This window comes from Arsenicicoccus piscis, from assembly GCF_022568835.1.
In the GTDB taxonomy this organism is placed as follows: Bacteria; Actinomycetota; Actinomycetes; order Actinomycetales; family Dermatophilaceae; genus Arsenicicoccus; species Arsenicicoccus piscis.
On record NZ_JAKZHV010000003.1, the window covers coordinates 429,236 to 454,487 of the forward strand.

Consider the following 25,252-nt stretch of genomic DNA (forward strand, 5'->3'; position numbering starts at 1 on the left):
GCTGTCAAGGAGCACCCTGTGCCGCACTCCCACGACGCCGCCGCCTCGCCCGGTTCGCCCACCCCGCCCGGCTCGAGCTCGGCCACCACGACGACGGGCCAGACCTCGGCCCGCCAGGTCGAGATGAACGGCATCAACGTCATCGCCGAGAGCGAGCGCAAGGGCCGGCCGCGCGACCTCTTCTGGCCGTGGTTCGCGGCGAACGTGTCGGTGCTGGCGATGTCCTACGGCGCCTGGCTGCTGGCCTTCGGCATCTCGGTCTCGCAGGCGCTGCTCGCCGGCATCGTCGGGATCATCGCCTCCTTCCTGCTGGTCGGGTTCGCGTCCCTGGCGGGCAAGCGCGGGTCGGCGCCGACGATGATCCTGTCCCGGGCCACCTTCGGGGTGCGCGGCAACATCGTCCCCACCGTGGTCAGCTACCTCATCCTCGTGGGCTGGGAGATCGTCCTGGTCTCGCTCGCGACGCTCGCGACCGACACGGTGCTCACCCGGCTCGGCCTCGACGTGGGCAACGGGGGCAAGGTGCTGGCGTTCCTCATCGTCGTCGCGATCATCATGGCGGCGGGGGTCCTCGGCTTCGACGCGATTATGAAGGTCCAGGGCTACATCACCTGGGCCACGGGCCTGCTCACCGTGGTCTACGTCGCCCTCACCTGGAGCCACATCAACTGGTCCGCGGTGTCGGCGAGCCAGGCCGGGCCCGCGCAGGCGGTGATCGGTGCCCTGGTGTTCGCGATCACGGCGTTCGGGCTGAGCTGGGCGAACTCCGCCTCCGACTACTCGCGCTACCTGCCCCGCACCGCCTCGGGCACGGCGGTTGTCTGGTGGACCACGTTCGGTGCCAGCATCGCGCCGATCGTCCTGGTGATCTTCGGTCTGCTGCTCGCCGCGTCGGACCCGGAGCTCTCCAAAGCTATCGGCCTGGACCCGATCGGTGCGCTGACCACGCTGCTGCCGACCTGGTTCCTCGTGCCCTTCGCGGTCGTCGCGATCCTCGGCCTCATCGGTGGTGCCGTGCTCGACATCTACTCCTCGGGGCTGACCCTGCTGGCCATGGGGCTGCGGATCCCGCGCTGGACCGCGGTCGTCATCGACGGCGTGCTCATGGTGCTCGGCACGATCTACGTGGTGTGGATCGCGCCGGACTTCCTCGGCCCGTTCCAGGGCTTCCTGATCACCCTCGGCGTCCCGCTCGCGGTCTGGGTCGGCTGCTTCCTCGCCGACCTGCTCGTGCGTCGCCAGGGCTACCGCGACGCCTCCCTCTACGACGCCGGCGGCCGCTACGGCAGCTGGAACCTCGACACCGTCGTCTTCATGGTCCTCGGCACCTTCCTCGGCTGGGGGCTGGTGACCTCGTCCGCGCCCGGCTTCCAGTGGCAGGGCTACCTGCTCGGTCCGCTCGGGCTCGGCGGCAAGGAGGGCGCCTGGGCGTTCGCCAACCTCGGCGTCCTGGTAGCCATTGCGGTCGGGTTCGTCGGCTACCTCATCACCTGCCGCCGTCGGGTCGACTGGCAGGAGTCCCTCGCCGAGGGCGACTTCCGGTAGCCCGACCCCGCCCGATCCCCGGCCCAACGCCCGCCCAACCCCAGCCCGATCACGGAAAAGTCACGGATCGGGCACGGCTCGATGACACCTCGGCGACGTCACCCCCGAGGCCCGTCGGGCCGTCGGCGGGCTGGCTAGCGTTGTCGGCAGGTAGCCAGGACGTCACCCGGACGCCTGACCTCGAGCCGCCAGGGGGCACTCGTGTCGTTCACCGACGCCGTCAAGATCTGTTTCAACAAGTACGTCGACTTCACCGGGCGCGCTCGCCGCTCCGAGTACTGGTGGTGGGTCCTGTTCACCACCGTGCTCGGCATCGTCGCCGGCCTCCTGGACCAGCTGCTCGGCACCGACTACTCCAACAGCAGCGGCGGCGGGATCGTGCAGACGATCACCTCGCTCGCCGTCCTGCTGCCGTCGCTGGCCGTGCTGGCCCGGCGGCTGCACGACACCGGTCGCTCCGGCTGGTGGATGCTGATCGGCCTGATCCCGGTCATCGGCTGGATCGTGCTGCTGGTCTTCACCGTCAGCGACAGCAACCCGCAGGCCAACCAGTACGGCCCCAACCCCAAGGGCATCGGCTACGTCGACACCCCGGGGGTGCCGCAGGGCTACTGAGCCGCGCCGTAGACTCTGCCCTCGTGGCGGACACCGCGCTGGACCAGCGCCCAGAGCACCAGCGGCAGGCCGCACGCCCCTCCTGGGTCGTGCGGCCTGCCGCTGCCTTCGTCGGCCCGCTCTGCGTCGTGCTGGTCCTCGCCGCGCTGGTGGCGCTGTGGACGGCCGGTGCCGTCCCGGCCCTGACCCAGCCGATCGTGCTCGGCTACCTGGTGCTCGGGGTGCTGCTGCCGGGCATCGCCGTCCACCGGAGCCTGCGCGGGGTGCAACGCACCTGGGCCGCCGACCTCACCCTCGGCGGCGTGACCGGCCTGGCCCTGCAGCTGGCGGCGTGGCTGCTCTACAGCCTGGCGCACGCGCAGTCGCTGCTGTGGACCTGGCCGATCGTCGTGCTCGCCGTCGTCGCGGTCCTCCCGACCCGCCGGCGGGTGCTCGCCCGCCCGCCCGAGCGCTGGTCGGCCCTGATGACCGCGTCGGTCACGGTGGCGATCGGGATGCAGCTGCTGCACCTGTTCCGCAGCACGGTGGCGCGCTACCCGCTCACGGACCCGGCGGCACAGGTCTACATGGACCTCTTCTGGCACATGGGGCTGATCCACGAGGCCAAGCGGGAGTTCCCGCTCATCGCGCCACAGGCGATCGACTCCGGCCCGGTGCTCTACCACTGGTTCTCCGACGCGGACATGGCCGCCACCTCGCTCGTCACCGGCGCCACCGTCCCGGACCTCGTGATCACCCTCTGGCCGGCCTACCTGTCGGTCCTCGCGATCGTGTCGATCGCGGCGCTGGCCCAGCACGTCTCGCGCCGGCGCAGCTCGGTGCCGGTCGCCGCCGCCCTCGCCGCCGTGACCATCACCATCGGCCCGATGACGGACTGGGCGCGCACCCACGACTACCTCACCGCCCTGTCGCCGTCCCAGGTCTACTCCGTGCCGATCCTCGTCGGCGTCGTCATGGTGCTCACCTCGATCCTGCGGGGGGAGCGTCGCCCGGGGACGTGGGCGGCCCTGGTGCTGGTCTCGCTGGCCATGGCCGGCGCCAAGGCCAGCGCCCCCGGCACGGTCGCGGCCGGGCTCGCGCTGGCGCTGCTCGCGACGCTGTTCCTGCGCCGCCAGCGGCTGCTCGTCGGCGGGCTGCTGCTCGGCTACCTCGCCGAGTCCTACCTCGCGAGCAAGCTCGTCGCCGGTGGGTCCGGCGGCTCAGGTCTGCAGCTGCTCTCGGTCGTCTCGCTCACCGGCTCCTACCGCGCGGTCAATCCTGGCTACCACTTCTCTGACTCCACCGGCCCGGTGCTCGACCTGCTGGTGAGCGGCACGCCGGTCGGGCCGTTGTTCCTGCTCGGCGCGCTCACCCTCGTGGTGCTCATCCTCTGCCGGGTGCTGCTCGGGGTGGCGCCGCTGGTCGAGCCGCGGCTGCGACGCGACCCGGTCGCCTGGCTGCTCTGCGGCATCTGCGGGTCGGCGACCGCGGCGGTGCTGCTCATCGCTCACGCGGGCTACAGCGAGCTCTACTTCGCTTATGGCGCAACGCCGTTCGGCATCGTGGCCGGTGCGTGGTGGCTGGGTGAGCTGATCGACGGGGACGCCCGGGCGGCGCGGTTCGCGGGTGCGTGGGCGCTCGTGGGCGCGGCGCTCGCGGGCGCCTTCGACTGGGTGCAGGTGCCGACCGGCGGGGAGTCGCCGGAGACCCGCGTGCTCACCGCCTACGTGGCGCTGGCGGTGGCGGGGCTGCTGCTCGCGCTGTGGTTCGCCGTCGTCGCCTGGCGGCGCAACCGCCGGTCGGCGCGCCATCGGGACGCCGGTCGACGCGCCGCCCTGATCGCGCTGTCGATCTGGGTCGGCTCGATCGCCGTCAGCGGCCCGTGGATGGCGGTGACCGAGCCGGTCGCCCAGCCCACGCGCACCGACACCACGGCGGCCGTCGCCACCGCGTCCGCGTGGATCCGCGACAACACCCCGCGCGACGCGCTGTTCACGAGCAACTGGCACTGCGAGACCTACGAGGCCGTCCAGTGCCCGTCCCGGGTCTGGTGGGCGTCCGGCCTCGCCGGTCGGCGGATGCTCATCGAGGGGTGGAGCTACACCCCGCAGTCCGCGCACGCGCCGTTCTTCGACCCCGCGCTGCTCGAGATCAACCAGCGCGCCTACATCCTGCCCAACGAGGCCGACCTCGACGTCCTGCGGGGGCGGGGCGTGGAGTACCTCGTCGCCATCAAGAACCCCACGCACTACGTGTCGCCCCAGCTCGCGACCCTCACCGACAAGGTCTACGACAACGGCGTGATCGCGGTCTACCGGATCCGCTGATCGTCCTCGAGCAGCTCGAGCAGGTACTGCCCGTAGCCGGACTTGAGCAGGGCCTGGCCCCGCTCGCGCAGCTGGTCGTCGGTGAGGAAGCCCATCCGCCACGCCGCTTCCTCGGGAGCTCCGACGGCCAGCCCCTGGCGGGCCTGCAGCGTGCGCACGAAGTTGGACGCGTCGTTGAGCGAGTCGAAGGTGCCGGTGTCCAGCCAGGCGGCGCCGCGCGGCAGCACCGAGACGTCGAGGCGGCCCTGCTCGAGGTAGACCCGGTGCACGTCGGTGATCTCGTACTCCCCGCGGGCCGACGGCTGCAGCGCCGCAGCGATCTCGACCACGTCGTTGTCGTAGAAGTACAGACCCGGGACCGCGTGGTGCGAGCGCGGGTGGGCGGGCTTCTCCTCGATGGAGATGGCGTGGCCCTGATCGTCGAACTCCACGACGCCGTAGGCCGTGGGGTCGGCGACCCGGTAGCCGAAGATCCGCGCGCCGCGGTGCGGGGGCTGGCTCGCCAGCTCGGTGCCGAGCCCGGGCCCGTAGAAGATGTTGTCGCCGAGCACGAGCGCCACCTCGTCGTCGCCGATGAACTCCCGACCGATGGTGAAGGCGCGGGCGAGGCCGTCCGGCTTGGCCTGCACGGCGTACTGCAGCGAGAGGCCGAGGGCGGAGCCGTCGCCGAGCAGACGGTGGAAGGCCGACGCATCCGCCGGGGTCGTGATCACCAGGATGTCGCGGATCCCCGCGCACACCAGCGTCGACAACGGGTAGTAGATCATCGGCTTGTCGTAGACCGGCACGAGCTGCTTGCTGACCCCGATCGTGATCGGGTGCAACCGGGTGCCGGAGCCACCGGCCAGGATGATTCCGCGCATGCTCCCGAGACTACTGAGTCCCCCGCCCAGACGCTGCGCGATAGGCTCGGCGCGTGAGCAGGCTTCTCGTGACCGGTGGCGCCGGATTCATCGGATCGAACTTTGTCCGCTACGTCCTCGAGCACACCGAGCACAGCGTCGTCGTGCTCGACGCCCTGACCTACGCCGCCAACCCGGCCTCCCTGGAGGACCTCCCGGCCGACCGGTGCCGGCTGGTCGTCGGCAACATCTGCGACGGCCCGTTGGTGGACCGGCTGGTGGGCGAGGCCGACGTCGTGGTCCACCTCGCAGCCGAGTCGCACAACGACAACTCGCTCGCCGACCCGATGCCGTTCGTGCACACCAACCTCGTCGGCACCTACACCATCCTCGAGGCGGTCCGCCGCCACGGCGTGCGGCTGCACCACGTCTCGACCGACGAGGTGTTCGGCGACCTCGAGCTCGACGACCTGGCGCGGTTCACCGAGAGCACGCCCTACCAGCCGTCGTCGCCCTACTCCGCGACCAAGGCCGGGTCGGACCTGCTGGTGCGCGCCTGGGTCCGCAGCTACGGCATCACGGCCACCTTGTCGAACTGCTCCAACAACTACGGCCCGCGCCAGCACGTCGAGAAGTTCATCCCGCGCCAGATCACCCAGGTGCTGTCCGGGGCCCGGCCGCGGCTCTACGGCACCGGCGCCAACGTGCGCGACTGGATCCACGTCGACGACCACTCCAGCGGCGTGCTGGCGGTCATCGACGGCGGGCGCAGCGGCGAGACCTACCTGATCGGCGCGGACGGCGAGCGGGACAACCGCACCGTCGTCGAGACCATCCTGCGCCTGATGGACCGGCCCGAGGACGGCTACGACCTCGTCCCGGACCGGCCCGGGCACGACCTGCGCTACGCGATCGACTCGACCCGGCTGCGCACCGAGCTGGGCTGGGCGCCGCGCTTCACCAGCTTCGAGGACGGCCTCGCCGACACCATCGCGTGGTACCGCGCGAACGAGCCGTGGTGGCGGGCGCAGAAGGCCGAGGCCGAGGCGAGGTACGCGAGGACGGGGCAGTAGCCATGGCGGCCGAGCTGAGCCTTCGTCCCACCTCGATCCCCGGTCTGGTCGTCCTCACCCTCCCGGTGCACGGCGACGACCGCGGCTTCTTCAAGGAGAACTGGCAGCGCGCCAAGATGGTGGCGCTCGGGCTGCCCGACCTCGAGCCGGTGCAGAACAACGTGTCGTTCAACGCCACGGTCGGCGTGACCCGCGGCTTCCACGCCGAGCCGTGGAACAAGCTCGTGTCGGTCGCCACCGGCAAGGTGTTCGGGGCGTGGGTCGACCTGCGCGAGGGCGAGACGTTCGGCCGGGTCGAGACGGTCGAGATCGACGAGCGCACCACGGTCTTCGTGCCCGCCGGGGTGGCCAACGCGTTCCAGACCCTCGAGCCTGGCACCGCCTACTCCTACCTCGTCGACGACCACTGGAGCCCCGCGGCCCGCGACGCCTACACCTACGTCAACCTCGCCGACCCGACCCTCGGGGTCGGCTGGCCGGTCCCGCTCGACCAGGCCGAGCTGAGCGACGCCGACCGCACGCACCCGATGCTCGCCGACGTGACACCCATGCGCGGCGGCCGGGTCGTGGTCGTCGGGTCCGGCGGGCAGGTCGGTCAGGCGTTCGCCGCCGCGTTCCCGCACGCCGAGCTCACCACCCGGGCCGAGCTCGACCTCGCCGACCCGGCGTCGGTGGCCGAGTTCGACTGGACCGGAGTGCGACTCGTCCTGAACGCGGCCGCCTACACCAAGGTCGACGCCGCCGAGACCCCTGAGGGCCGGCGCGACGCGTGGGCCGCCAACGCGACCGGCGTCGCCGCACTCGCCCGGGTGGCCCGCGAGCGGCACGCCGTCCTGGTGCACGTCTCCTCCGACTACGTCTTCGACGGCACCGCCGACGAGCACACCGAGGACGAATCCCTCTCTCCGCTGGGCGTCTACGGCCAGTCCAAGGCGGCGGGCGATCTCGCCGCGCTCGAGGCGGGGCGTGTCTACATCCTGCGCAGCAGCTGGGTCGTGGGCGCCGGCGGCAACTTCGTGCGGACGATGGTGTCGTTGGCGGACAAGGGAGTTCGCCCGAGCGTCGTCTCCGACCAGCTCGGCCGGCTGACGTTCGCCGACGAGATCGCCCGGGCGGCAAAGCATCTCGTGGACGTGGAGGCGCCGTTCGGGGTCTACAACCTCAGCGGGGCGGGCCCCGTGCAGAGCTGGGCCGACATCGCCGCCGACGTCTTCGAGCTGCGCGGCGTCGACCGCTCCGCGATCACGCCGGTCAGCACCGAGGTCTACGGCGCGGGCAAGCAGATGGCGCCTCGACCGTTGCGAAGTGCGTTGAGCCTGAGCAAGATCGAGGCCACCGGGTTCGAGCCGCGGCCGGTCGCCGACAGCCTGCGCGACTACGTCGGCGAGCTGCCGGCGTAGCGGGCGCGCACCCAGAACTCGTTGTAGATGAACAGCTTCCCCGCCCAGGTGGGGAAGGGAAAGCTCGTGCTGCTCACGAGCTCCAGACCCAGGCGGCGGCAGAGCGCCTCCAGCTCGCCGGCGTCGAAGTAGTGCACGTGGGTGGGGTCGCTGGCGTAGCCGCGCTGCTGCGGGCAGACGATCTGAACCTCCCCCCCGGGACGCAGGTGGCGCAGGTAGCCGCGCACCAGCTCCTCGGCGGCGGACGCCGGCAGGTGCTCGAGCAGGTGCGCCAGGAGCAGCGCGTCGAACTGCTCGTCGTCGGCGAGGTCCTCGGGCAGCACCGCGACCAGCCCGCGGCGGCGGGCGACCTCCACAGACGTGGGGTTGGTGTCGGTGCCGACGGACCCGGGCGGCAGCACCTGCAGGTTGCGGCCGATGCCGCAGCCGACGTCGAGGGTGCGGCCGAGCTGCTGCTGCCGCAGCTTCTCCTGGTAGGGCCACTGCACCTTGAGCACCCTTTTCCACCAGACCTGCTGGCTCGCCACCAGCCACTCGGTGTAGGTCTGGTCCCCGGACGAGGAGGTGCGGTCGGGCCGGTGCGCCATGCGAGGGAGCTACCTGTTCACTCGTCCTTGGAGAAGGAACCGGACGTCGCCGTCGCCGGCGGGTTGAGCTTGTTGCCGACCCGCAGGTAGTAGAGCCGCCGCGCGATGGCCATGCCCCGCGCGCGGGTGTCGGCGCGCAGCAGCTCGCGCTTGGTCAGCAGGCCGGGGGTCTCCTCGGCCACCTTGTGGTGGAAGCCGACGACCTGCTCGGACTGCTGCTGGGACAGCGCGATGGTCCACTGCGAGGCGTTCAGCCGGAACGCCGCCAGCACCTCGTCGACCGCGACGAACGAGCCGTGCTGGAGGACGTTGCAGTAGGTGTGCAGGTCGAGCACGTAGGGGAACCGGTCGTCCCAGCCGCCGGTCGCCTGGAGCGCCTCGCGGCGCAGCAGCACGCAGCCGGGCTCGCCGAAGATGTTGGTGCCGGCGAGGATCGCCGCGCGGACGGCCTGCGGCCCAGACACCTCGCCGCGCAGGTGGCCGAGCCCGCGCGAGGCCATCAGCACCTCGCCGTGGGAGTTGACGATGCGTCGCTTGGACGCGCACACGACCGCGTTCGGTGCGGCGAGCATGGCGTCCACCTGCCGCTCGACGCACGTCGGGTCGATGGTGTCGTCACCGCACACCAGCTTGAGGAACTCGCCGGTGGCGCGCTCGGTCGCGGCGGTCCAGTTGGCCGGCGCGCCACCGCCGCGGGGCTGCTCGAACAGCTGCACGCGCGGGTCCTGCGCGTAGGGCTGCAGCAGCTCCCAGGTGCCGTCGGGGCTCGAGTGGTCGCTGACGATCACCTCGAGGTTCTCGTAGGTCTGCCCGAGAATGCTGTCCATCGTCTCCTTGATGTAGGCGACGGTCTTGTAGCTCGGGACGACGATCGAGACGAGCGGCCTCACGAAGACTCCTCGTGGCGGTGGAAGGAGAAGCGGCTGTGACCGAACCAGCTCACGGTCGCCGTGACGATGACGATGAACAGTTGGGCCACGACCGGGTCGAGGTGCAACAGCTCGACGCAGATCGGCAGCAGCACGGCGTTGACCCCGAGCGAGGCGAGGTTGACCGTCTCGAACCGCCACAGGTCACGCAGCAGGTGGCCGTGCACCCGGAAGACCAGCTTGCGGTGCAGGGTGAACGCGATGATCACGGACACCACGTGCGCGCAGAGCAGGGTCGCCATGTAGCCGAACCGGGGACCCACCAGGTGGTGGAACGCGACGAAGCACAAGAACCCGACCGCGGTGTTGATGGCGCCGACGACGAGGAAGGCGACGCGCTGGTCGCGGATGATCGTCAGCAGCAGGCCCGGCTCCGTGTCCTTGTCGAGCTCGGGATCGAAGTCGGACAGCGGGTCCATGGTCACCACCCGAGACTACCTGCTCGGTGGCGGCTCAGGCGTCGATCGCCGCGCGCTCCTGCGCCCGCTTGGAGGCGATCAGGCTGGTCACGGTGGTGATCGCGAGGACGCCGACGATGACCAGCAGCGACGCGAGCGTCGGCACGGTCGGGACGCCCGGCCACACGTCGTGCGCCCAGTGCAGGACCAGCTTCACGCCGATGAAGGCGAGGATGACGGCAAGGCCGTAGCCCAGGTGGACGAGCTTGGAGAGCAGGCCCTCGAGCACGAAGTAGAGCGCCCGCAGGCCGAGCAGCGCGAACGCGTTGGTCACGAACACGAGGTAGGGGTCGCCGGTGATGCCGTAGACCGCGGGCACCGAGTCGATCGCGAACATCACGTCCGTCGCGAGGACGGTCAAGGTCACGACGGCCAGCGGGGTGAGCGCCCAGCGCCCGCCCTCACGGACCCGCATCTTGGTGCCGTGGTACTGGTCCGTGACGGGGAAGAAGCGCCGGATGAAGCGCACGACCGCCATGTCGGAGACGTCCTGGTCGTGGTCCTCCTCGGCGCGGGCGTCTCGGAACACCTTGACGGCCGTGACCAGCAGGATCAGACCGAAGAACAAGAAGGTGATGGCGAACTTCGCGATGAGGGTGGCGCCGATGGCGATGAAGATCGCGCGCAGCACCAGGGCGCCGGCGACACCGATCAGCAGCACCCGCTGCTGCAGCTCGCGCGGCACGAGGAAGCCGGACAGCAGCAGGATGAAGACGAAGAGGTTGTCGATCGACAGCGACTTCTCGACCAGGTAGCCGGTGAGGTACTCCAGGCCCTCGACCCGGCCGTAGACCGACCACAGCCACGCGCCGAAGCCGAGCGGCAGCGCGATGTAGAACACCGACCAGCCGACGGCCTCACGCATCGAGACCTCGTGCGGGCGGCGGGTGATGAGGAAGTCGAGGACGAACAGCGCCACGATGCCGACGATGGTCCAGGTCCACAGGGTGGGGGAGCCGATCGTGGACAAGGCGGTGGTGGAGGCGTCGGCGGCCGACGGCGCGGACAGCGTCAGGGCAGACTGTGGTGGGATCACGAGGGTCTCCTGGGAGGGTCAGGTGGCCTGAGGTCTCCTTCACCCGGTGAGGTGCTCGCCCGGAGCGTCTGCTGAGACGCCGTACTGACCGGGTCGAGGCTTGGGAAGTACTCCCCTCGTACCCACCACGGTACCTGAGGATCCGCTCAGGTCCCAACCCCCCGTCGGCGGCGGGGGTGCGTGGTGGCAAGGCCGAGCGTGAGCGAGGTCACTGCTCGAGAGGGCAAGGTTAGGCTACCCTTCATCGCATGATCCTCTGCCACTGCGCCATCGTGACCGATCGCCAGGTGACCAACGCGATGGACGATGGCCAGGTCGGCCTCGGCGCGATCTGTCGAGCGACGGGAGCGGGCAGCGGGTGCGGGCAGTGCGTCCCCTCGGTGCGGTCGGTGATGCGTCGGTATGCTCTCGCACGAGCAGCGGTGCTTGCCGAGTCTGCGGTCACCTCGCTCGCCCAGTTCGCCACCAGCCAGGCCGCCCTGGAAGGGGATTCCCATGCAGCCGCGTAGCCCTCGAGTCGTCGAGCTCCTCAACGAGGCCCTCACCTTTGAGCTCACCGTCGTCAACACCTACTTCCTGCACGCCCGGATGCTCGACAACTGGGGTCTCCCGAAGCTCGGGCACGTGTTCTACGACCTCTCGATCGACGAGATGAGGGACTCCGACGCCCTGATCAACCGGATCCTGTTCTTCGAGGGCCACCCGAACGTGCAGCGGCTCAACCCCATCACCATCGGCGAGACCCCGGCCGAGATGCTTGAGCTCGCGCTCAGCTCCGAGCTCACCGCGATCGAGCAGTTCAACGCCTCGGCCGCCGAGTGCCACGACCTCGGCGACCACGCCACGGCGGCGATCTTCGAGGAGATGGCCCAGGACGAGGAGAAGCACGCCGACTGGTTCGAGGCCCAGCGCGACGCCATCGCCCGGGTGGGGGTCGAGAACTACCTGGCCCAGCACGTGGCCGCCGGCGAGGGCCCCTCCTGATGGCGATCCGCTGGTACTCCCTGGTCATCGACTCCGCCGACCCGCACGCGCTCGCGACCTGGTGGGCGAAGGCGCTCGGTTGGACCATGACGACCGACGAGCCGGACGAGGTCTGGCTCGAGCCGCCGGTGCAGCTCGACGGTCCGGTGCGCATCCCCGAGCTGTGCTTCGTGCCCGTCCCCGAGGGCAAGACGGTCAAGAACCGGCTGCACCTGGACCTTGCTCCCGAGTCCGACGACGACCACGCCGCGATGGTGCAGCGCCTGCTCGACCTCGGCGCCACCCGGGCCGAGGTCGGCCAGCGCCGCGGCGAGGTGACCTGGGAGGTCTTCACCGACCCCGAGGGCAACGAGCTCTGCCTGCTGTCCGCGCGCGAGTAGCCCTGGCGGCTTCCCTGCCGCCGCGACACGGCACCGTGGCTGGTGCCCGTCAAGGCGTTTGATGTGCTGGGCTCTTCACGAGCCAGCGGCATCGATGCGTCGGACGAAGTCAGCGACCCATCGGATCGCGTCGTCGATGGTCGGCAGTACGTCGAGCCCCTCGGCCGCCGCGGCGTAGAGCGTGTCCCACGTAGGGCCCCCAATAATCGTCGGCGGCCACGCCTGCTGGCGCCGGTAGTCGAAGAGACGAACGCAGGTTGCACGCGCCTGACGGAGGTCGAGAGGGCCGCCGTCGACGAGTAGCTGGAGATCGACGAGGTCTCGGGCGCGTTCGGCACGTCTACCGGGATGGCTCCATCAAGCGGATGTGGCCGTAGCCCGTGGCCCGATCTCGATCGGCAGTTCGTGGGTTTCGTTGATTTCTAGCGGACCTGTTGCGGGACCAGACGCGGACCTCCCAGCCCTACACCCCGTCTGACCTGCGCAACACACGAACTTAGAAGTACCAGGGGAAGGGCGACCAGTCGGGGTCGCGCTTCTGCAGGAAGGAGTCGCGGCCCTCGACGGCCTCGTCGGTCATGTAGGCGAGCCGGGTGGCCTCGCCGGCGAAGACCTGCTGGCCCATCAGGCCGTCGTCGGTGAGGTTGAACGCGAACTTCAGCATCCGCTGGGCCTGCGGCGACTTGCCCATGATCTCGGTCGCCACCTGCAGCGCCTCGCGTTCGAGGTCGGCATGGTCGGCCACGATGTTGACGGCGCCCATCCGGTGCATGTCCTCGGCGGTGTAGGCCCGGCCGAGGAAGAAGATCTCACGGGCGAACTTCTGGCCCACCTGCTTGGCGAGGTAGGCCGACCCGTAGCCCGCGTCGAACGAACCCACGTCGGCGTCGGTCTGCTTGAACCGGGCGTGCTCCCGCGAGGCGATGGTGAGGTCGCAGACGACGTGCAGGCTGTGCCCACCGCCGGCCGCCCAGCCGTTGACCACGGCGATGACGACCTTGGGCATGGTGCGGATGAGGCGCTGCACCTCGAGGATGTGCAGCCGCCCGCCCTGGGCCTTCACCCGCGCCTCGTCGACGCCGGCGGCCGTCTCGTCGGCACCCTCCTTGGCGTACTGGTAGCCGCTGCGGCCGCGGATCCGCTGGTCACCGCCGGTGCAGAAGGCCCAGCCCCCGGTCGTCGCGGACTGGCCGGTGCGCGGCGTGGGTCCGTTGCCGGTGAGCAGCACGACCCCCACGTCGGGAGACATGCGGGCGTGGTCCAGGACCCGGTAGAGCTCGTCGACGGTGTGCGGTCGGAACGCGTTGAGCACCTCGGGGCGGTCGAACGCGATGCGCACCACGCCGTTCGCGGCGGCGGCGCCCGGACCGGAGGCGCCGACCCGCCGGTGGTAGGTGATGTCGGTGAGCTCGAAGCCGGCCACGGGCTCCCACTCGGTCGGGTCGAAGGTCTCGCTCACGTGCTCCAGTGCGCTCACCGCCCCAGGGTAGGACAGCTGCTCGCCGCCGGAGAATCGGCAACTTTCTGTCACTAAACATCACTATGAGTAACAATGTCGTCATGAAGAGGTTGTTCAGGCGATATGTCCGGGTCGGCTCCCTCGTCACCTGCTCGGTGCTCGGCGGCACGGGCCTGGGTGCCCTCGCCGCAGCGGACGCGGCGCCCGGTCCGACGCCGGGGCCCACCTCGACGGCGACGCGAGCACCCGCCCCGCCGCCCGGTGCGCGCTTCGTGCCGACGCCCTCCGCCTCGACCACCTCGCCGACACCCACGCCGACGCCCGCGACCGGGCCGGTCGTGCTGCAGTCGATCGACGCGGGTGCGGAGGCGCCGACGGGCTCGTGGTCGGCGGACGACGCCTACACGTCGGGGGAGGCGGACGGCTCGTACGCCACGAAGGACCTGAGCCGTGTCCCGGGAGTGCCGAGCACGGTCTACCAGAACGTGCGGTTCGGCTCCTCGTTCTCCTACCTGCTGTGCCACCTGCACCCGGGCGCGACCTACGTCGTGCGGCTGCACCTCGTGGACGACCGCTCGACCGCCCGCGGGCAGAACGTCTTCGCGATCAGCGTGAACGACGCCAACGCGGCCTACGGCGTGGACACGTTCGCGCTCGCCGGCGGCGCCAACATCGCGGTGACCAAGGACCTCACGATCAAGGCGCGGGCCGACGGCACCGCCGACGTAGGTTTCCTCGCGACGACCGGCAACGTGCAGCTGGCGGGGCTGGAGGTCATCAACCCCGCAGCGACGCTGCCGCTCGCAGCCCCAACCCTGCCGAAGGGCCTGCTGGCCAGGGCGACCTCGCCGACGACGGCCCTCGTGTCGTGGGGACTCGACGTCGACGCCCGCAGCTACCGGGTCTATCGCGACGGCGCGCTGGTGGCGACGACCAGCGAGCAGGCCTACGTGGACAAGGGACTCGCGCTCGGCAGCCGCCACACCTACGCCGTGGCGGCGGTCGGCACCCAGGGGGCCGCGAGTGCGCTGGTGACGGCCGGGACCGTGACGCAGCCGACCACGGCGGCGCTGACGGCCACGGGCGCGTACCACGTCCAGGGGAGCGTGATCGTCGACCCCGCGGGCAAGCCCTTCGTGCCGCTCGGCGCGAGCCTCGGCACCTGGTCGGCGTGGAACTCGAACGGGGTCGCGTTCGGGCACGCCGCCCACGCGAAGGCCTGGGGGTGGAACTCGATCCGCGCGCTCCTGCTCACCACCGACGAGATCGGCAGGTCCTACCGGGCCCAGCACGGCTACCCCGCGCTGCTCGCCGAGATGGACCAGGTGGTCAAGGAGTACACCGACGCCGGCATGGTCGTCATGATCGATGCGCACGACACCCCCAACGGGCCGCGCGAGGCGACGAATCTGGCTCAGATCCAACAGTCATGGGTAGACATGGCGGCCCGCTACAAGGGGAACAGCCGGGTCTGGTTCAACATCCTCAACGAGCCGTCCTATCTCAACGAGGGCTGGCTCGAGGTCAACGATCGGATGGTCAAGGCGATCCGTGGGCAGGGCGCCAACAACATCGTGCTCGTGACGGCGCCGGCCTGGGGGCAGGACCTCGGCTCGATCGCGCCCTACTTCGCCGGGTCGCGCTACGCCTACCAGCCCTCGATGGCGCCGCTGCTCGCCGCGCGCTACGGCAACGTCGCGCTCGACCAGCACAACTACGGCGCCTACGACCGCTACACCTCGTTGAGCAGCTACGGCGCGTACGTCGACACGGTCCGGTCCAACGGGATCCCGCTGGTGTCAGGCGAGTTCGGCTACACCTACGACTCGTCCACCACCGCCGGCTCGTACTACGCCAACAAGGCCGGTGCCGACCAGGTGTTCGCGGTCAACCCGGGCAAGGGCGTCGGGATCCTCTGGTGGAACGGCACGCACAACGACAAGTACAGCCTCAAGGCCGACGGCTCCGCGTTCTACAGCGGCTCGTCGGTCGGCACGAACCTGTCCGGCGCCGGCCAGATCATGTGGCGGCTCGGCCACCCGTGACGCGTCCGCGGGCCGGGGCTCGCGAGAGCAGCGGCGTAGGGTGACGACATGCCGATCCCGCCGTTCGTCGTCGCGCTGCGCCGTCATGTCGGCCACGCCCCGCTCTGGCTGGCGGGGGTGACCGCCGTCGTGCTGCGTGGGCAGCCCGAGTCGGACCTCGAGGTGCTGCTGGTGCAGCGCTCGGACACGGGGGAGTGGGGCCCGGTCACCGGCATCATCGAGCCGGGTGAGGAGGCGCACGTCTCGGCCGAGCGCGAGGTGCTGGAGGAGGCCGGCGTGGTGGCCGAGGTCGAGCGCCTCGTCTGGGTGTCGTCCGGCCCGCTCGAGCAGCACCCGAACGGCGACCAGGCGCAGTATCTCGACCACACCTTCCGGATGCGTGCCGTGGGTGGCGAGCCGCGTCGGGACGGGGACGAGACGCTGGCTGCCCGGTGGTTCTCGGTCTACGAGATGCCGCCGCTGCGTGCGTCGTTCAGGTCGCGGATCATCTGCGCGGTGGCGGACGAGCCGGAGTGCCGACTTGGTCACTGACGGCCCGACGGAGCACCTCCCGGCGATCGACGAGCTGGTCGAGCGGTCCCGGGTCGTGTCGATCCCGCTCGCTGTCCGCTTCCGAGGGGTAGACCGTCGCGAGGCCCTGCTGATCGAAGGGCCGTGCGGTTGGGGCGAGTTCGCCCCCTTCCTCGAGTACCCGCCAGCCGAGGCGAGCCGTTGGCTCGCCGGTGCCCTCGAGGCCGCCTTCACCGGATGGCCTGAGCCGCAACGGGACTCGATCGCCGTCAACGCGACCGTCCCTGCGGTCGGGCCCGAGCGGGTGGCCGAGGTGCTCGCGCGCTACGACGGCTGCGGCACCGTGAAGGTCAAGGTCGCCGAGCACGGGCAGACGCTCCGCGACGACCTGGCCCGGGTGGCCGAGGTGCGCCGCGTCGCGGGTCGCGGCGCACGCGTGCGCGTCGACGCGAACGGCGGCTGGTCGGTCGGTGACGCCAGGGCCGCCATCGACGCGCTGCGCCGCTACGACCTGGAGTACGCCGAGCAGCCCTGCGCCACGGTGGAGGAGCTCGCCGAGCTGCGGATCACCTTGGCGCGCAACGGGATCGACGTCCCGATCGCGGCGGACGAGTCGATCCGCAAGGCGTCCGACCCGCTGCGCGTCGCCCGGTTGGGGGCGGCCGACCTGGTGGTGGTCAAGGTCGCCCCGCTCGGTGGCGTGCGCGCAGCCCTGCGCATCGTCGAGCAGTGCGGGCTGCCGGCGGTCGTCTCGTCCGCCCTCGACACGTCCGTCGGTATCGCGGCCGGGGTGGCGCTCGCCGCCGGCCTGCCGCGGCTGGACCACGCCTGCGGCCTCGGCACCGTGGCCCTGCTGACGGGGGACGTGGCCGCCCCGTCGCTGCAGCCACGCTCCGGCGCGCTCCCGGTCGGGCCCGTCGCGGTGGATCGGGAGCTGGTCGAGCGCTGGGCCGCGACATCCGACCGGGTGGCCTGGTGGCACCGGCGGTTGCGAGACGCCCACGCCGCGCTGGTCGGCTGAGGGACAATCGGCCCATGCACCCCTCCCAGGCCCTCGCGAGCGTCGTGGTGGACGAGCTCGTCCGGCACGGTGTCACCGACGTCGTGCTGTGCCCGGGGTCGCGCTCGGCGCCGTTCGCCTATGCCGTGCAGGAGGCGGACCGCCACGGCCGGCTGCGGCTGCACGTGCGCGTCGACGAGCGGTCGGCCGGGTTCTTGGCGCTCGGCCTGGCCAAGGGGTCCGGCACGCCGACCCCCGTGATCACCACGTCCGGCACGGCCGTCGCCAACCTCCACCCCGCCGTCCTCGAGGCGCACCACGCCAACGTGCCGCTGCTCGTGATCTCGTGCGACCGCCCGCCGGAGCTGCGTGGCACCGGCGCCAACCAGACCACCGTGCAGCCCGGCCTGTTTGCGGGTGCCGTGAGGTATGAGGTGGATCTCGGCGCGCCCGAGGCCGACGTGGGGGCGCCACCGGCGTCGGCCGCGTCCGCGGCGTCCCCGGCGGCCGACACGACGTCCGAGGCGGCGTCCCGAGCGGCCAACGCCTACTGGCGCTCGACCGTGTCTCGGGCGGTGGCTGCGTGTCGCGGCGTGCCGGCCGCCACGCCCGGTCCGGCGCACCTGAACGTGCCGCTGCGTGACCCGCTCGCTCCCGACCTCGAGACCCTCCACGACAGCGAGGACGCCTGGGCCACAGGGACGTTCGCCGGTCGGCCCGACGGCCGACCCTGGGTCGCCGTCGCACCCCCCGACCTCCCCGTGGCGGACGAGCCTCGCACGGCGGTGGTCGTCGGCGACCTGGCCACGCCTGGTGCGACTGCCCACGTCGTGCGGCTCGCCGAGATGCAGGGCTGGCCGTGCCTGGCCGAGCCCTACGGCGCGCCGGACCGGGCGCTCGTCGTCCCGCACGGGCCGCTGCTGCTGTCGACCCCGTGGTGGTCGGACCCGGCGAACCTGCCCGAGCGGGTGCTGGTCGTCGGACGAGTCACGTTGTCCCGTGCCGTCGCTCGCCTGCTCGCTGCCGTAGACCGGGTCGAGGTCGTCACCGAGACCCCGCAGTGGGCCGATCCGGGCAAGCGCGCCAGCCGGGTCTGGGGGCTGGCCGCTCTGCGCGCGCTCGAGACGACCGATCGGTCGGCGCCGGACCGGGCCTGGACCGAGCGCTGGCGGAACGCGGGCCGGGTCCTCGACGACGCCGTCCGCAGCAACGCGGACCACGAGTCCCCCCACCAGACAACGGGACTCGCCGTCGCGACCACCCTCCTCGAGCACCCGGCGGTGACCCACCTGTTCGTCGGGTCGTCCAACGCGATCCGCGACGTCGACCTCGCCATGTCGCCGCGCTCGCACGCCGAGGTCATCGCGAGCCGCGGCCTGGCGGGCATCGACGGCTGCGTCTCGACGGCCGTCGGTCTCGCACTGGCCGTGGGTCGCCCGTTGCACGCGCTCGTGGGGGACCTGACCTTCCTTCACGACGCCAACGGCCTGCTGATCGGCCCCGGCGAGCCCGTCCCCGATCTGACGATCGTTGTGGTCAACGACGACGGCGGTGGCATCTTCAGCACGCTCGAATACGGGGAGCCTTCGCGCGCAACGCAGTTCGAGCGCGTCTTCGGCACGCCCACGGGCACGTCGATCGGCCAGGTGTGTGCCGCCCACGGCGTCCGGCACGAGGTGGCGGCGACCGCCGCCGACCTGGAGGGGGCCCTGGCGGAGCCGCCGCACGGTCTACGAGTGGTGGAGGTGCCGGTGGATCGGACCCGGCATCGTGCGGTGCGGGACGAGCTCGTCGACCTCGCGACCCGCGCCCTGCAGCGACTGGACTTGCAGCGAGTGGATCAGCGAGACGCCTAGGACCCCAACGAGTCTCGCATCGGCACCAGCTTGGCGTCCGACTCGCTGAGCTCGGCCTCGGGGTCCGACCCGGCGACGATGCCGCACCCGGCATAGAGGGTGATCTGCGCGGGGTTGGTGGGGCTGATAGCGCCGCTGCGCAGGCCGATGCCCCACTCGCCGTCGCCGTCGGCGCTCAGCCACCCGACCGGCCCGGCGTAGCGGCCCCGGTCCATGTGCTCCAGCTCGGCGATCAGCTCGTCGGCCGCGATCTTCGGGGTGCCGCAGACGGCGGCGGAGGGGTGGAGCGCCTCGGCGAGCGCGAGCGACGTCGACTGGGCCGACAGGACACCGGCGACGTCGGTCGCGAGGTGCATCACGTTGGGCAGGTGCAGCACGAACGGCGACTCGGGGACGTTGATCGAGCTGCAGTGCGGCGCAAGGGCTTCCGCGACCGACGCCACGGCGTACTCGTGCTCCTCGAGGTCCTTCGAGGAGCGGGCGAGCGACCCCGCGAGCGCCAGGTCCTTGTCGTCGTCGCCGGTGCGGCGGATGGTGCCGGCGAGCACCCGGGAGGTGACCAGGTGCTTCTCGAGGCGCACGAGCATCTCAGGGGTGGCTCCGAGCAGCCGGTCGACGCTGAAGACCCAGGTGTTGGGGTAGCCGTCGGCGAGCCGGCGCAGCAGCCAGCGGGGATCCAGCGCCGAAGCACCCGTCGCGACGACGTCCCGGGCGAGCACCACCTTGTCGAGCTCGCCGGCCGCGATCCGCTGCACGGCCGCGGCGACCGCACCCATGTAGTCGGGCCCGGACATCGCCCCGTCCGAGAAGCGCAGGTCGCGCGGCGCGACCGGCGCGGCGCCCGCCGTCCCCGCGGCGCCCGCGACCCCCGCGCCCAGCGGCGTCACGCTCGCACCGCCACCACCCACCGGGGCAGCGAACGGCTGACCGGTGCGGCGCACGCGGGTGAGCCAGGCGCGCCCGTCGCGTCGGCCGACGATCACGGCGGGGACGACGAGCCGGCCGCCGGCGGGGGAGCGGGGGGAGTACGCCATCGAGCCGAAGCCCACCAGGCCGGTGCCCGGCAGGGCGACGTCGTCCTCGACCGTGGCGGTCAGGCAGACCTCGCGCCACCAGTCCTGGGCGTCGCGGAAGCGACGGTCGCCGCTGGTGTCGCACGACGCTGCGTGCCCCCAGCCGACCATGCCCTCGCCGCGGCGGACCCACGAAAACACCTGTGCGGCAGGCAGACCGGCCGGCAGCAGGGCGAGCAGGTCACCCGGGTCGTCGATCGGCGTGGTCACCGACACCAGGGCGGGGGCCGAGGTGCGGTGCGACGTCGTGGACAGGTCCGGCAGGCTCACGAGCGGACGTCGACCTCGTCGAAGCGCGTCACCGTGATCCGGATGTCGCAGGGCAGCTCGTCTCCGGGCCGGACGGCGTCGGCGGACGGCACGTGCACCATCGAGACCTGCATGTGCGGCACGTCGGCGTAGCTGAGGCGTCGACCGTCGAGGCGGAATGGCGACGGGGCGGCACCGACCGCGGAGGCGACGGTGCGGGCTGCCCGTCGAGCGGCGAGGCGCGGGGTCATGCGGGGCCGAGCGGTCTCGATGCCGACGCCGTGCGCGGTGCCGCCGCTCACGACGGCGAGGTAGCCGTCGGCGCGAGTCTTGCGCTGGGAGTAGCCGATCGGCTGGCCCTTGTGCACCGGGTGGACGTCGATGACGGTGCCGTAGGCCTGCAGCGCGGCGAGGTCTCCGAGCCACAGGTCGGTGCCCGTGCGCACCAGGATCTCGGTGCTGCCGGCGAGGCTGCTGAGCCGCCCCACCTCGTCGCTCGTCAGGTGCGAGGCGTAGATCCGCGGGACGGTGATCGACGCGTCGCGCAGCCGCTGCAGCAGCGACTCGACGAAGCCGACGCGGTCGCCGAACGGCGGGTTGTGCAGGGTCAGCCCCTGGCAGCGTGGGTTCTCGAGCGCGGTGCGCAGCTCGGGCAGGCGCGGCCACTCGATCCCGTGCCGCCCCATCGGGGAGTCGACCTCGACGACGTAGCGCTGCTCGCCCCAGGGGCCTGCGTCGTCGGCGACGGCCCGCAGGATCTCCTCGCCCGCGACGGTGCGCACGACCCGCGGGTCAGTCAGCTCGCCGTGGTCCGCGGCCGAGATGACCGGGAACAGCACCATCACCTCACCGGGGACGACGAGCAGCGCCTCGCGCGCCTCGGCCACGGTGCCGACGGCGACCAGCGGCGCCCGGACCCGCGCGCACTGCTCCAGCACGCGCTGGGCGCCGATGCCGTAGCCGTCGCCCTTGACCACCGGCACCACCCACGGGTGGTCGGCGAGGTAGCGGTCCAGGTGCGCCTGCCAGCGGGGCAGGTCGATGACGAGCCGGAAGGTCACCCGCGCCTCCGCAGGTAGGTGAGGAACGCGCGGTGCAGCAGCCGGTTGAGCGGCAGGTCCCACTCGCCGACGCGCTCGTGGACGGCGCAGCCGGCGGACTGCTTGAAGCGCACCAGCCCGGCGAGCGGGTTGTCCGCAGCGATGTCGGCGGTGATCCCGCGCATGTCGTAGACCGTGCAGCCCTCGGCGAGCGCCCGACGCATGCCGTACCACTGCACGGCGTTGGCGCCGCGGGCCTCGCGGCGGGCCGACGTCGACGCGCCGTAGAGGTACCAGCAGCGGTCGGCCAGGGTGACGCAGATCGAGGCGGCGAGCAGCTCGCCGTCGACCTCCGCGAGGTTGAGGTCGAGCCGGGCTGGGGAGCCCTCGGCGCCGATGGCGTCGACCATGGTGCGGAAGTAGCTCGCGGGCCGCGGGGTGAAGCCGTCGCGCTCGGCGGTCTCGACGTAGCAGCGGTGCCACGCCTCGAGGTCGGCGGCCATCGTCTCGGGGGTGGCCGTGCGCACGGTGACGCCGGCCTTGTCGGCGGCCTTGATGTTGCGCCGCCACTGCTGGTTCATGTCCTTGAGCAGGGACACCTCGTCCTGCCCGGTGAGATCGAGCCCGGCGGTGAGCCGGGGCTGGCCGGCGGCGAAGCCGGCACCACCGTCGGCGCGCTGGTAGCCGTGCGCCGTCAGCCAGCGGATCAGCGCGCTGCCGGCCGGGTCGACGCTGTCCGGCGGCAGGTCGTAGAGCGATCCGGCACTGTCGTCGGCGAGCCCCGCCTTCACGGTCGCGGGGGTCCACGAGCGGGCGGTGCTCGGGCAGCCCACCCGGAGCGCGAAGGCGCCCTGCGCCTTGGCGTGGGCGGCGAGCGGGTCGAACCAGCGGCCGGGGTCGAGGGCCACCTGGTCGTAGGGGAGCACCGGCCCCTCGGGCAGGTAGGCGAGCGAGCGCCCGATCCGCGGGAGGCGACGGTGCAGGATCAGGCCGACGCCCTGCTGCTCCCCGGCCTCGTCGATCCACGCGATGCGCTCGCTGGACCACTCGCTCTTCAGCCGTCCCCAGGAGGACAGCTGCAGGAAGCTTCCGCTGCGCGCGGCGACTCCCAGGTCGAGATCGGAAGGGGAGACGGAGACGATCCGTAGGGCGTTGGTCATGTGCCTCGTCCATGTCGTCGGGCCCGGACACCACAGGCTAGCACCGGCCCGCGGTCGATCCGGGGGTCGCCGACAGCCGCCGGCGATGGGGCAGGATGGGCCCATGAGCGACAGGACCGACAGCGCGGCCCGCACCCGGCCGACCCTGGAGAAGGCGCCGCGCGAGATCGCCGCGATGTTCGACGGGGTGGCCCGCAAGTACGACCTGACCAACGACGCCATGACGGCCGGCTACCACCGGCGCTGGCGCACGGCGACGGTCGCGGCGGTCGACGCCCAGCGCGGCGAGCGGGTGCTCGACATCGCGGCCGGCACCGGCTTCAGCAGCGAGCCGATGGCCGACGCGGGCGTCGACGTGGTGCCCGCGGACTTCTCGCTCGGCATGCTGCGGGAGGGCCGTCAGCGTCGCCCGGACCTCGCGTTCACGGCGGCCGACGCCACCGCGCTGCCGTTCGCGGACGACTCGTTCGACGCGGTGAGCATGTCGTACGGCCTGCGCAACGTCGCGGCCTACCCCGCCGCCCTGCGCGAGTTCTGGCGGGTGACCCGGCCCGGTGGCCGGCTCGTGGTGCTGGAGTTCTCCCAGCCGACCAACGCGCTGGCCCGGCGGGTCTACACCGAATACATCATGCGCGCGCTGCCCGCCGTGGCCCGCCGGGTGTCCTCGAGCCCGGACTCCTACGTCTACCTCGCCGAGTCGATCCGCGCCTGGCCGGACCAGCGGGCGCTCGCCGAGAAGGTGCGCGAGGCGGGCTGGAGCGAGGTCCGCTGGCGCAGCCTCACCGGTGGCATCGCGGCCATCCACCACGGCGTGAAGCCCCGTTAGGTCCACCTAACACGACAGGCACCAGGTGGCCTCCTAGACTCACGGGCGAGCTCGACGGCCCAGCCCGGACCCGACGGCGACAGCCCAGCACAGCCCACGACAGCCAAGGACGGAGCGCGAGCAGTGACCACGACCATGCCCTCGACGGCTGACGTGATCGTGGTCGGTGCAGGTCCCGGCGGCGCGGCCGCCGCCGCCCACCTGGCGCAGGCCGGCGTCGACGTCCTCCTGCTCGAGAAGGCCGCGTTCCCCCGCGACAAGATCTGTGGAGACGGGCTGACCCCTCGCGCCTGCCGCGAGCTGGTGGCGCTCGGCCTCGCCGCGCCGCAGACGCAGGGCTGGGCGCGCAACAAGGGGCTGCGCATCGTCGGTGCCGGGCAGACCTTCGAGCTCGACTGGCCGGGCAGTGCGGCCTTCCCCGACCACGGCTACGTCCGGGACCGGATGCGCCTGGACGAGACCCTCGCCCGCCACGCCGTAGACCGTGGGGCCACCTTGCTCGAGCGGCGCTCCGTGACCGGTCCGATCCTCGAGGACGGTCGGGTCGTCGGCGTCACGGCCAAGGTGCTGGGTGAGGACGGCCGCGCGACCGGCGCCGTCGAGGAGTTCCGCGCCCCGGTGGTCATCGCCGCCGACGGCGTCTCGAGCCGGATGGGCATCCGCACCGGCCGCGAGAAGCGCGAGGACCGCCCGATGGGGGTGGCCGTGCGCGCCTACTACGAGTCCGAGCTGCGCAGCGCCGACGACTACATGGAGTCGTGGCTGGAGCTGTGGGTGCCGGAGGACCCGACCGTCGACCCCGCGGCGATGGCGGACCCGGCGACCAAGAAGATCCTTCTCCCGGGCTACGGCTGGCTGTTCCCGCTCGGCGACGGCCGCGTCAACGTGGGCCTCGGCATGCTGGACACCTCCCCGGCCTTCGGCCACGTGGACTACAAGGACATCATGCGGCGCTGGGTGGCGACGCTGCCGCCGGAGTGGGGGATCAGCGAGCAGACCCGGGTCGGCGAGATCCGCGGCGCGGCGCTGCCGATGGCGTTCAACCGCCAGCCGCTCTACGCCGACGGCCTGCTGCTCGTCGGCGACGCCGGCGGCATGGTCAACCCGTTCAACGGCGAGGGCATCGACTACGCGATGGAGTCCGGGCGACACGCCGCCGAGATCATCGTGCAGGCGCTCGCCCGCCCCGAGGGGCCGGATCGCGAGCGGGTGCTGCGCTCCTACGAGCAGGTGATGAAGGCCTCGCTCGGCGGCTACTTCACGCTGGGCCGCGGATTCGCCTACCTGATCGGGAAGCCCGAGGTCATGCGCCTCGCGGTGAAGTACGGCCTGCCCCGCCGGACGCTCATGCGGCTGCTGCTCAAGGTGATGGCCAACCTGGCCGATCCGCACGGCCGCACCGCGGGTGACCGGCTCGTGAAGGCCCTCAGCAAGGTGGCCCCTGCGGCATGACGAGAGCTGTGACCCTAGGATGACGACGAGGAATACCGACCGAAAGGGGTGCGTGACGGGATGAGCATCAATCCGTATGTGCCGATCCTCTTCCTGTTCGTGCTCGGCATCGGCTTCGCGGCCACGTCCGTGCTCGTCTTCGCGAAGATCGGGCCGACCCGTTACAACCGGGCCAAGCTGGACTCCTACGAGTGCGGCATCGAGCCCAGCCCCCAGGCCGCCGGCGGCGGTCGCGTGCCGGTCAAGTACTACGTCACGGCCATGCTGTTCATCGTCTTCGACGTCGAGTCGATCTTCCTGTTCCCCTTCGCGGTCGCGTTCGACCAGCTGGGGCTGTTCGCGCTGATCGAGATGGTGCTGTTCGTGATCGCAGTGTTCATCGCCTACGCCTACGTGTGGCGCCGCGGCGGATTGGAGTGGGACTGAC

24 protein-coding genes are annotated in these 25,252 nt (G+C 71.7%); 15 read left to right on the forward strand and 9 right to left on the reverse strand.

Annotation, left to right across the window (positions count from 1 at the left end; genetic code table 11):
* Positions 1 to 18 precede the first annotated feature (18 nt).
* The 3 genes from MM440_RS07875 to MM440_RS07885 all read left to right on the forward strand — a co-directional run bounded on the left by MM440_RS07875 (position 19) and on the right by MM440_RS07885 (position 4,466).
* Positions 19 to 1,545 carry a purine-cytosine permease family protein gene (locus MM440_RS07875; protein ID WP_338155622.1) on the forward strand — a complete coding sequence of 509 codons (1,527 nt, stop codon included), beginning with the start codon at positions 19 to 21 and terminating at the stop codon, positions 1,543 to 1,545.
* A 201-nt stretch (positions 1,546 to 1,746) separates the two neighbouring features.
* Entirely contained in the window at positions 1,747 to 2,160 is a 414-nt protein-coding gene (locus MM440_RS07880) for a DUF805 domain-containing protein (RefSeq protein ID WP_241443762.1), read from the forward strand.
* A gap of 23 nt (positions 2,161 to 2,183) precedes the next feature.
* Positions 2,184 to 4,466 carry a hypothetical protein gene (locus MM440_RS07885; RefSeq protein ID WP_241443763.1) on the forward strand — a complete coding sequence of 761 codons (2,283 nt, stop codon included), beginning with the start codon at positions 2,184 to 2,186 and terminating at the stop codon, positions 4,464 to 4,466.
* Here MM440_RS07885 and rfbA read toward each other — a convergent pair.
* Positions 4,451 to 5,329 (reverse strand): glucose-1-phosphate thymidylyltransferase RfbA, encoded by an 879-nt coding sequence (rfbA, locus tag MM440_RS07890; RefSeq protein WP_241443764.1) that lies wholly within the window; start codon positions 5,327 to 5,329, stop codon positions 4,451 to 4,453. The genes MM440_RS07885 and rfbA overlap by 16 nt on opposite strands.
* Before the next feature lie 53 nt (positions 5,330 to 5,382).
* Here rfbA and rfbB point away from each other — a divergent pair, with 53 nt between their 5' ends.
* Together rfbB and MM440_RS07900 are read left to right on the forward strand one after the other, a co-directional pair.
* On the forward strand, positions 5,383 to 6,381 hold the full coding sequence (gene rfbB / locus MM440_RS07895; RefSeq protein WP_241443765.1) for a dTDP-glucose 4,6-dehydratase: 999 nt from the start codon (positions 5,383 to 5,385) through the stop codon (positions 6,379 to 6,381).
* A 2-nt stretch (positions 6,382 to 6,383) separates the two neighbouring features.
* Positions 6,384 to 7,781 carry a sugar nucleotide-binding protein gene (locus MM440_RS07900; protein WP_241443766.1) on the forward strand — a complete coding sequence of 466 codons (1,398 nt, stop codon included), beginning with the start codon at positions 6,384 to 6,386 and terminating at the stop codon, positions 7,779 to 7,781.
* Here MM440_RS07900 and MM440_RS07905 read toward each other — a convergent pair.
* From MM440_RS07905 to MM440_RS07920, 4 genes are read right to left on the reverse strand one after another with little or no spacing between them, the layout of a single operon-like run.
* A complete protein-coding gene (locus MM440_RS07905) occupies positions 7,757 to 8,368 on the reverse strand; it encodes a class I SAM-dependent methyltransferase (protein WP_241443767.1) in 612 nt (203 codons plus the stop codon). The genes MM440_RS07900 and MM440_RS07905 overlap by 25 nt on opposite strands.
* A 17-nt stretch (positions 8,369 to 8,385) precedes the next feature.
* Complete coding sequence (locus MM440_RS07910) at positions 8,386 to 9,258, reverse strand: glycosyltransferase family 2 protein (RefSeq protein WP_241443768.1); 873 nt, start codon at positions 9,256 to 9,258, stop codon at positions 8,386 to 8,388.
* The gene (locus tag MM440_RS07915; protein WP_241443931.1) at positions 9,255 to 9,716 is read right to left on the reverse strand and encodes a GtrA family protein; all 462 of its coding nucleotides are present in this window, start codon (positions 9,714 to 9,716) and stop codon (positions 9,255 to 9,257) included. The genes MM440_RS07910 and MM440_RS07915 overlap by 4 nt, the downstream gene beginning before the upstream one ends.
* Before the next feature lie 34 nt (positions 9,717 to 9,750).
* Positions 9,751 to 10,791, reverse strand: a complete 1,041-nt coding sequence (locus tag MM440_RS07920; protein WP_241443769.1) for a TerC/Alx family metal homeostasis membrane protein — start codon at positions 10,789 to 10,791, stop codon at positions 9,751 to 9,753.
* A 248-nt stretch (positions 10,792 to 11,039) separates the two neighbouring features.
* Between MM440_RS07920 and MM440_RS07925 the strand changes: the two genes are divergently transcribed.
* The 3 genes from MM440_RS07925 to MM440_RS07935 are packed head-to-tail and all read left to right on the forward strand — an operon-like array spanning position 11,040 to position 12,155.
* On the forward strand, positions 11,040 to 11,300 hold the full coding sequence (locus MM440_RS07925; protein WP_241443770.1) for a (2Fe-2S)-binding protein: 261 nt from the start codon (positions 11,040 to 11,042) through the stop codon (positions 11,298 to 11,300).
* Complete coding sequence (bfr, locus tag MM440_RS07930; RefSeq protein WP_241443771.1) at positions 11,287 to 11,775, forward strand: bacterioferritin; 489 nt, start codon at positions 11,287 to 11,289, stop codon at positions 11,773 to 11,775. Before MM440_RS07925 ends, bfr begins: the two co-directional genes overlap by 14 nt.
* Complete coding sequence (locus MM440_RS07935) at positions 11,775 to 12,155, forward strand: VOC family protein (RefSeq protein ID WP_241443772.1); 381 nt, start codon at positions 11,775 to 11,777, stop codon at positions 12,153 to 12,155. Before bfr ends, MM440_RS07935 begins: the two co-directional genes overlap by 1 nt.
* Positions 12,156 to 12,651: 496 nt before the next feature.
* Here the strand turns inward: MM440_RS07935 and MM440_RS07940 are convergent, their stop codons facing one another.
* On the reverse strand, positions 12,652 to 13,632 hold the full coding sequence (locus MM440_RS07940; RefSeq protein ID WP_241443773.1) for a 1,4-dihydroxy-2-naphthoyl-CoA synthase: 981 nt from the start codon (positions 13,630 to 13,632) through the stop codon (positions 12,652 to 12,654).
* An 83-nt stretch (positions 13,633 to 13,715) separates the two neighbouring features.
* Here MM440_RS07940 and MM440_RS07945 point away from each other — a divergent pair, with 83 nt between their 5' ends.
* The 4 genes from MM440_RS07945 to menD are packed head-to-tail and all read left to right on the forward strand — an operon-like array spanning position 13,716 to position 19,025.
* The gene (locus MM440_RS07945) at positions 13,716 to 15,659 is read left to right on the forward strand and encodes a cellulase family glycosylhydrolase (RefSeq protein WP_241443774.1); all 1,944 of its coding nucleotides are present in this window, start codon (positions 13,716 to 13,718) and stop codon (positions 15,657 to 15,659) included.
* Between the two features lie 48 nt (positions 15,660 to 15,707).
* On the forward strand, positions 15,708 to 16,190 hold the full coding sequence (locus tag MM440_RS07950; RefSeq protein WP_241443775.1) for an NUDIX hydrolase: 483 nt from the start codon (positions 15,708 to 15,710) through the stop codon (positions 16,188 to 16,190).
* On the forward strand, positions 16,180 to 17,190 hold the full coding sequence (locus tag MM440_RS07955; RefSeq protein WP_241443776.1) for an o-succinylbenzoate synthase: 1,011 nt from the start codon (positions 16,180 to 16,182) through the stop codon (positions 17,188 to 17,190). Before MM440_RS07950 ends, MM440_RS07955 begins: the two co-directional genes overlap by 11 nt.
* A gap of 14 nt (positions 17,191 to 17,204) precedes the next feature.
* Positions 17,205 to 19,025, forward strand: a complete 1,821-nt coding sequence (gene menD, locus MM440_RS07960) for a 2-succinyl-5-enolpyruvyl-6-hydroxy-3-cyclohexene-1-carboxylate synthase (RefSeq protein ID WP_241443777.1) — start codon at positions 17,205 to 17,207, stop codon at positions 19,023 to 19,025.
* Here the strand turns inward: menD and MM440_RS07965 are convergent.
* The 3 genes from MM440_RS07965 to MM440_RS07975 are packed head-to-tail and all read right to left on the reverse strand — an operon-like array spanning position 19,022 to position 22,547.
* Positions 19,022 to 20,368 carry an isochorismate synthase gene (locus MM440_RS07965; RefSeq protein WP_420914139.1) on the reverse strand — a complete coding sequence of 449 codons (1,347 nt, stop codon included), beginning with the start codon at positions 20,366 to 20,368 and terminating at the stop codon, positions 19,022 to 19,024. The genes menD and MM440_RS07965 overlap by 4 nt on opposite strands.
* Positions 20,365 to 21,408: an alanine racemase gene (locus MM440_RS07970; RefSeq protein WP_241443778.1), complete on the reverse strand. Its 1,044-nt coding sequence runs from the start codon at positions 21,406 to 21,408 to the stop codon at positions 20,365 to 20,367. The genes MM440_RS07965 and MM440_RS07970 overlap by 4 nt, the downstream gene beginning before the upstream one ends.
* Positions 21,405 to 22,547, reverse strand: a complete 1,143-nt coding sequence (locus tag MM440_RS07975) for a lipid II:glycine glycyltransferase FemX (RefSeq protein ID WP_241443779.1) — start codon at positions 22,545 to 22,547, stop codon at positions 21,405 to 21,407. Before MM440_RS07975 ends, MM440_RS07970 begins: the two co-directional genes overlap by 4 nt.
* Before the next feature lie 103 nt (positions 22,548 to 22,650).
* On the opposite strand from MM440_RS07975, the gene MM440_RS07980 reads away from it, so the two are divergent.
* The 3 genes from MM440_RS07980 to MM440_RS07990 all read left to right on the forward strand — a co-directional run bounded on the left by MM440_RS07980 (position 22,651) and on the right by MM440_RS07990 (position 25,251).
* Positions 22,651 to 23,373 carry a demethylmenaquinone methyltransferase gene (locus MM440_RS07980; RefSeq protein ID WP_241443780.1) on the forward strand — a complete coding sequence of 241 codons (723 nt, stop codon included), beginning with the start codon at positions 22,651 to 22,653 and terminating at the stop codon, positions 23,371 to 23,373.
* Positions 23,374 to 23,496: 123 nt separating this feature from the next.
* Entirely contained in the window at positions 23,497 to 24,825 is a 1,329-nt protein-coding gene (locus tag MM440_RS07985; RefSeq protein WP_420914140.1) for a geranylgeranyl reductase family protein, read from the forward strand.
* A gap of 60 nt (positions 24,826 to 24,885) precedes the next feature.
* Complete coding sequence (locus MM440_RS07990) at positions 24,886 to 25,251, forward strand: NADH-quinone oxidoreductase subunit A (RefSeq protein WP_277626398.1); 366 nt, start codon at positions 24,886 to 24,888, stop codon at positions 25,249 to 25,251.
* Position 25,252 lies beyond the last annotated feature (1 nt).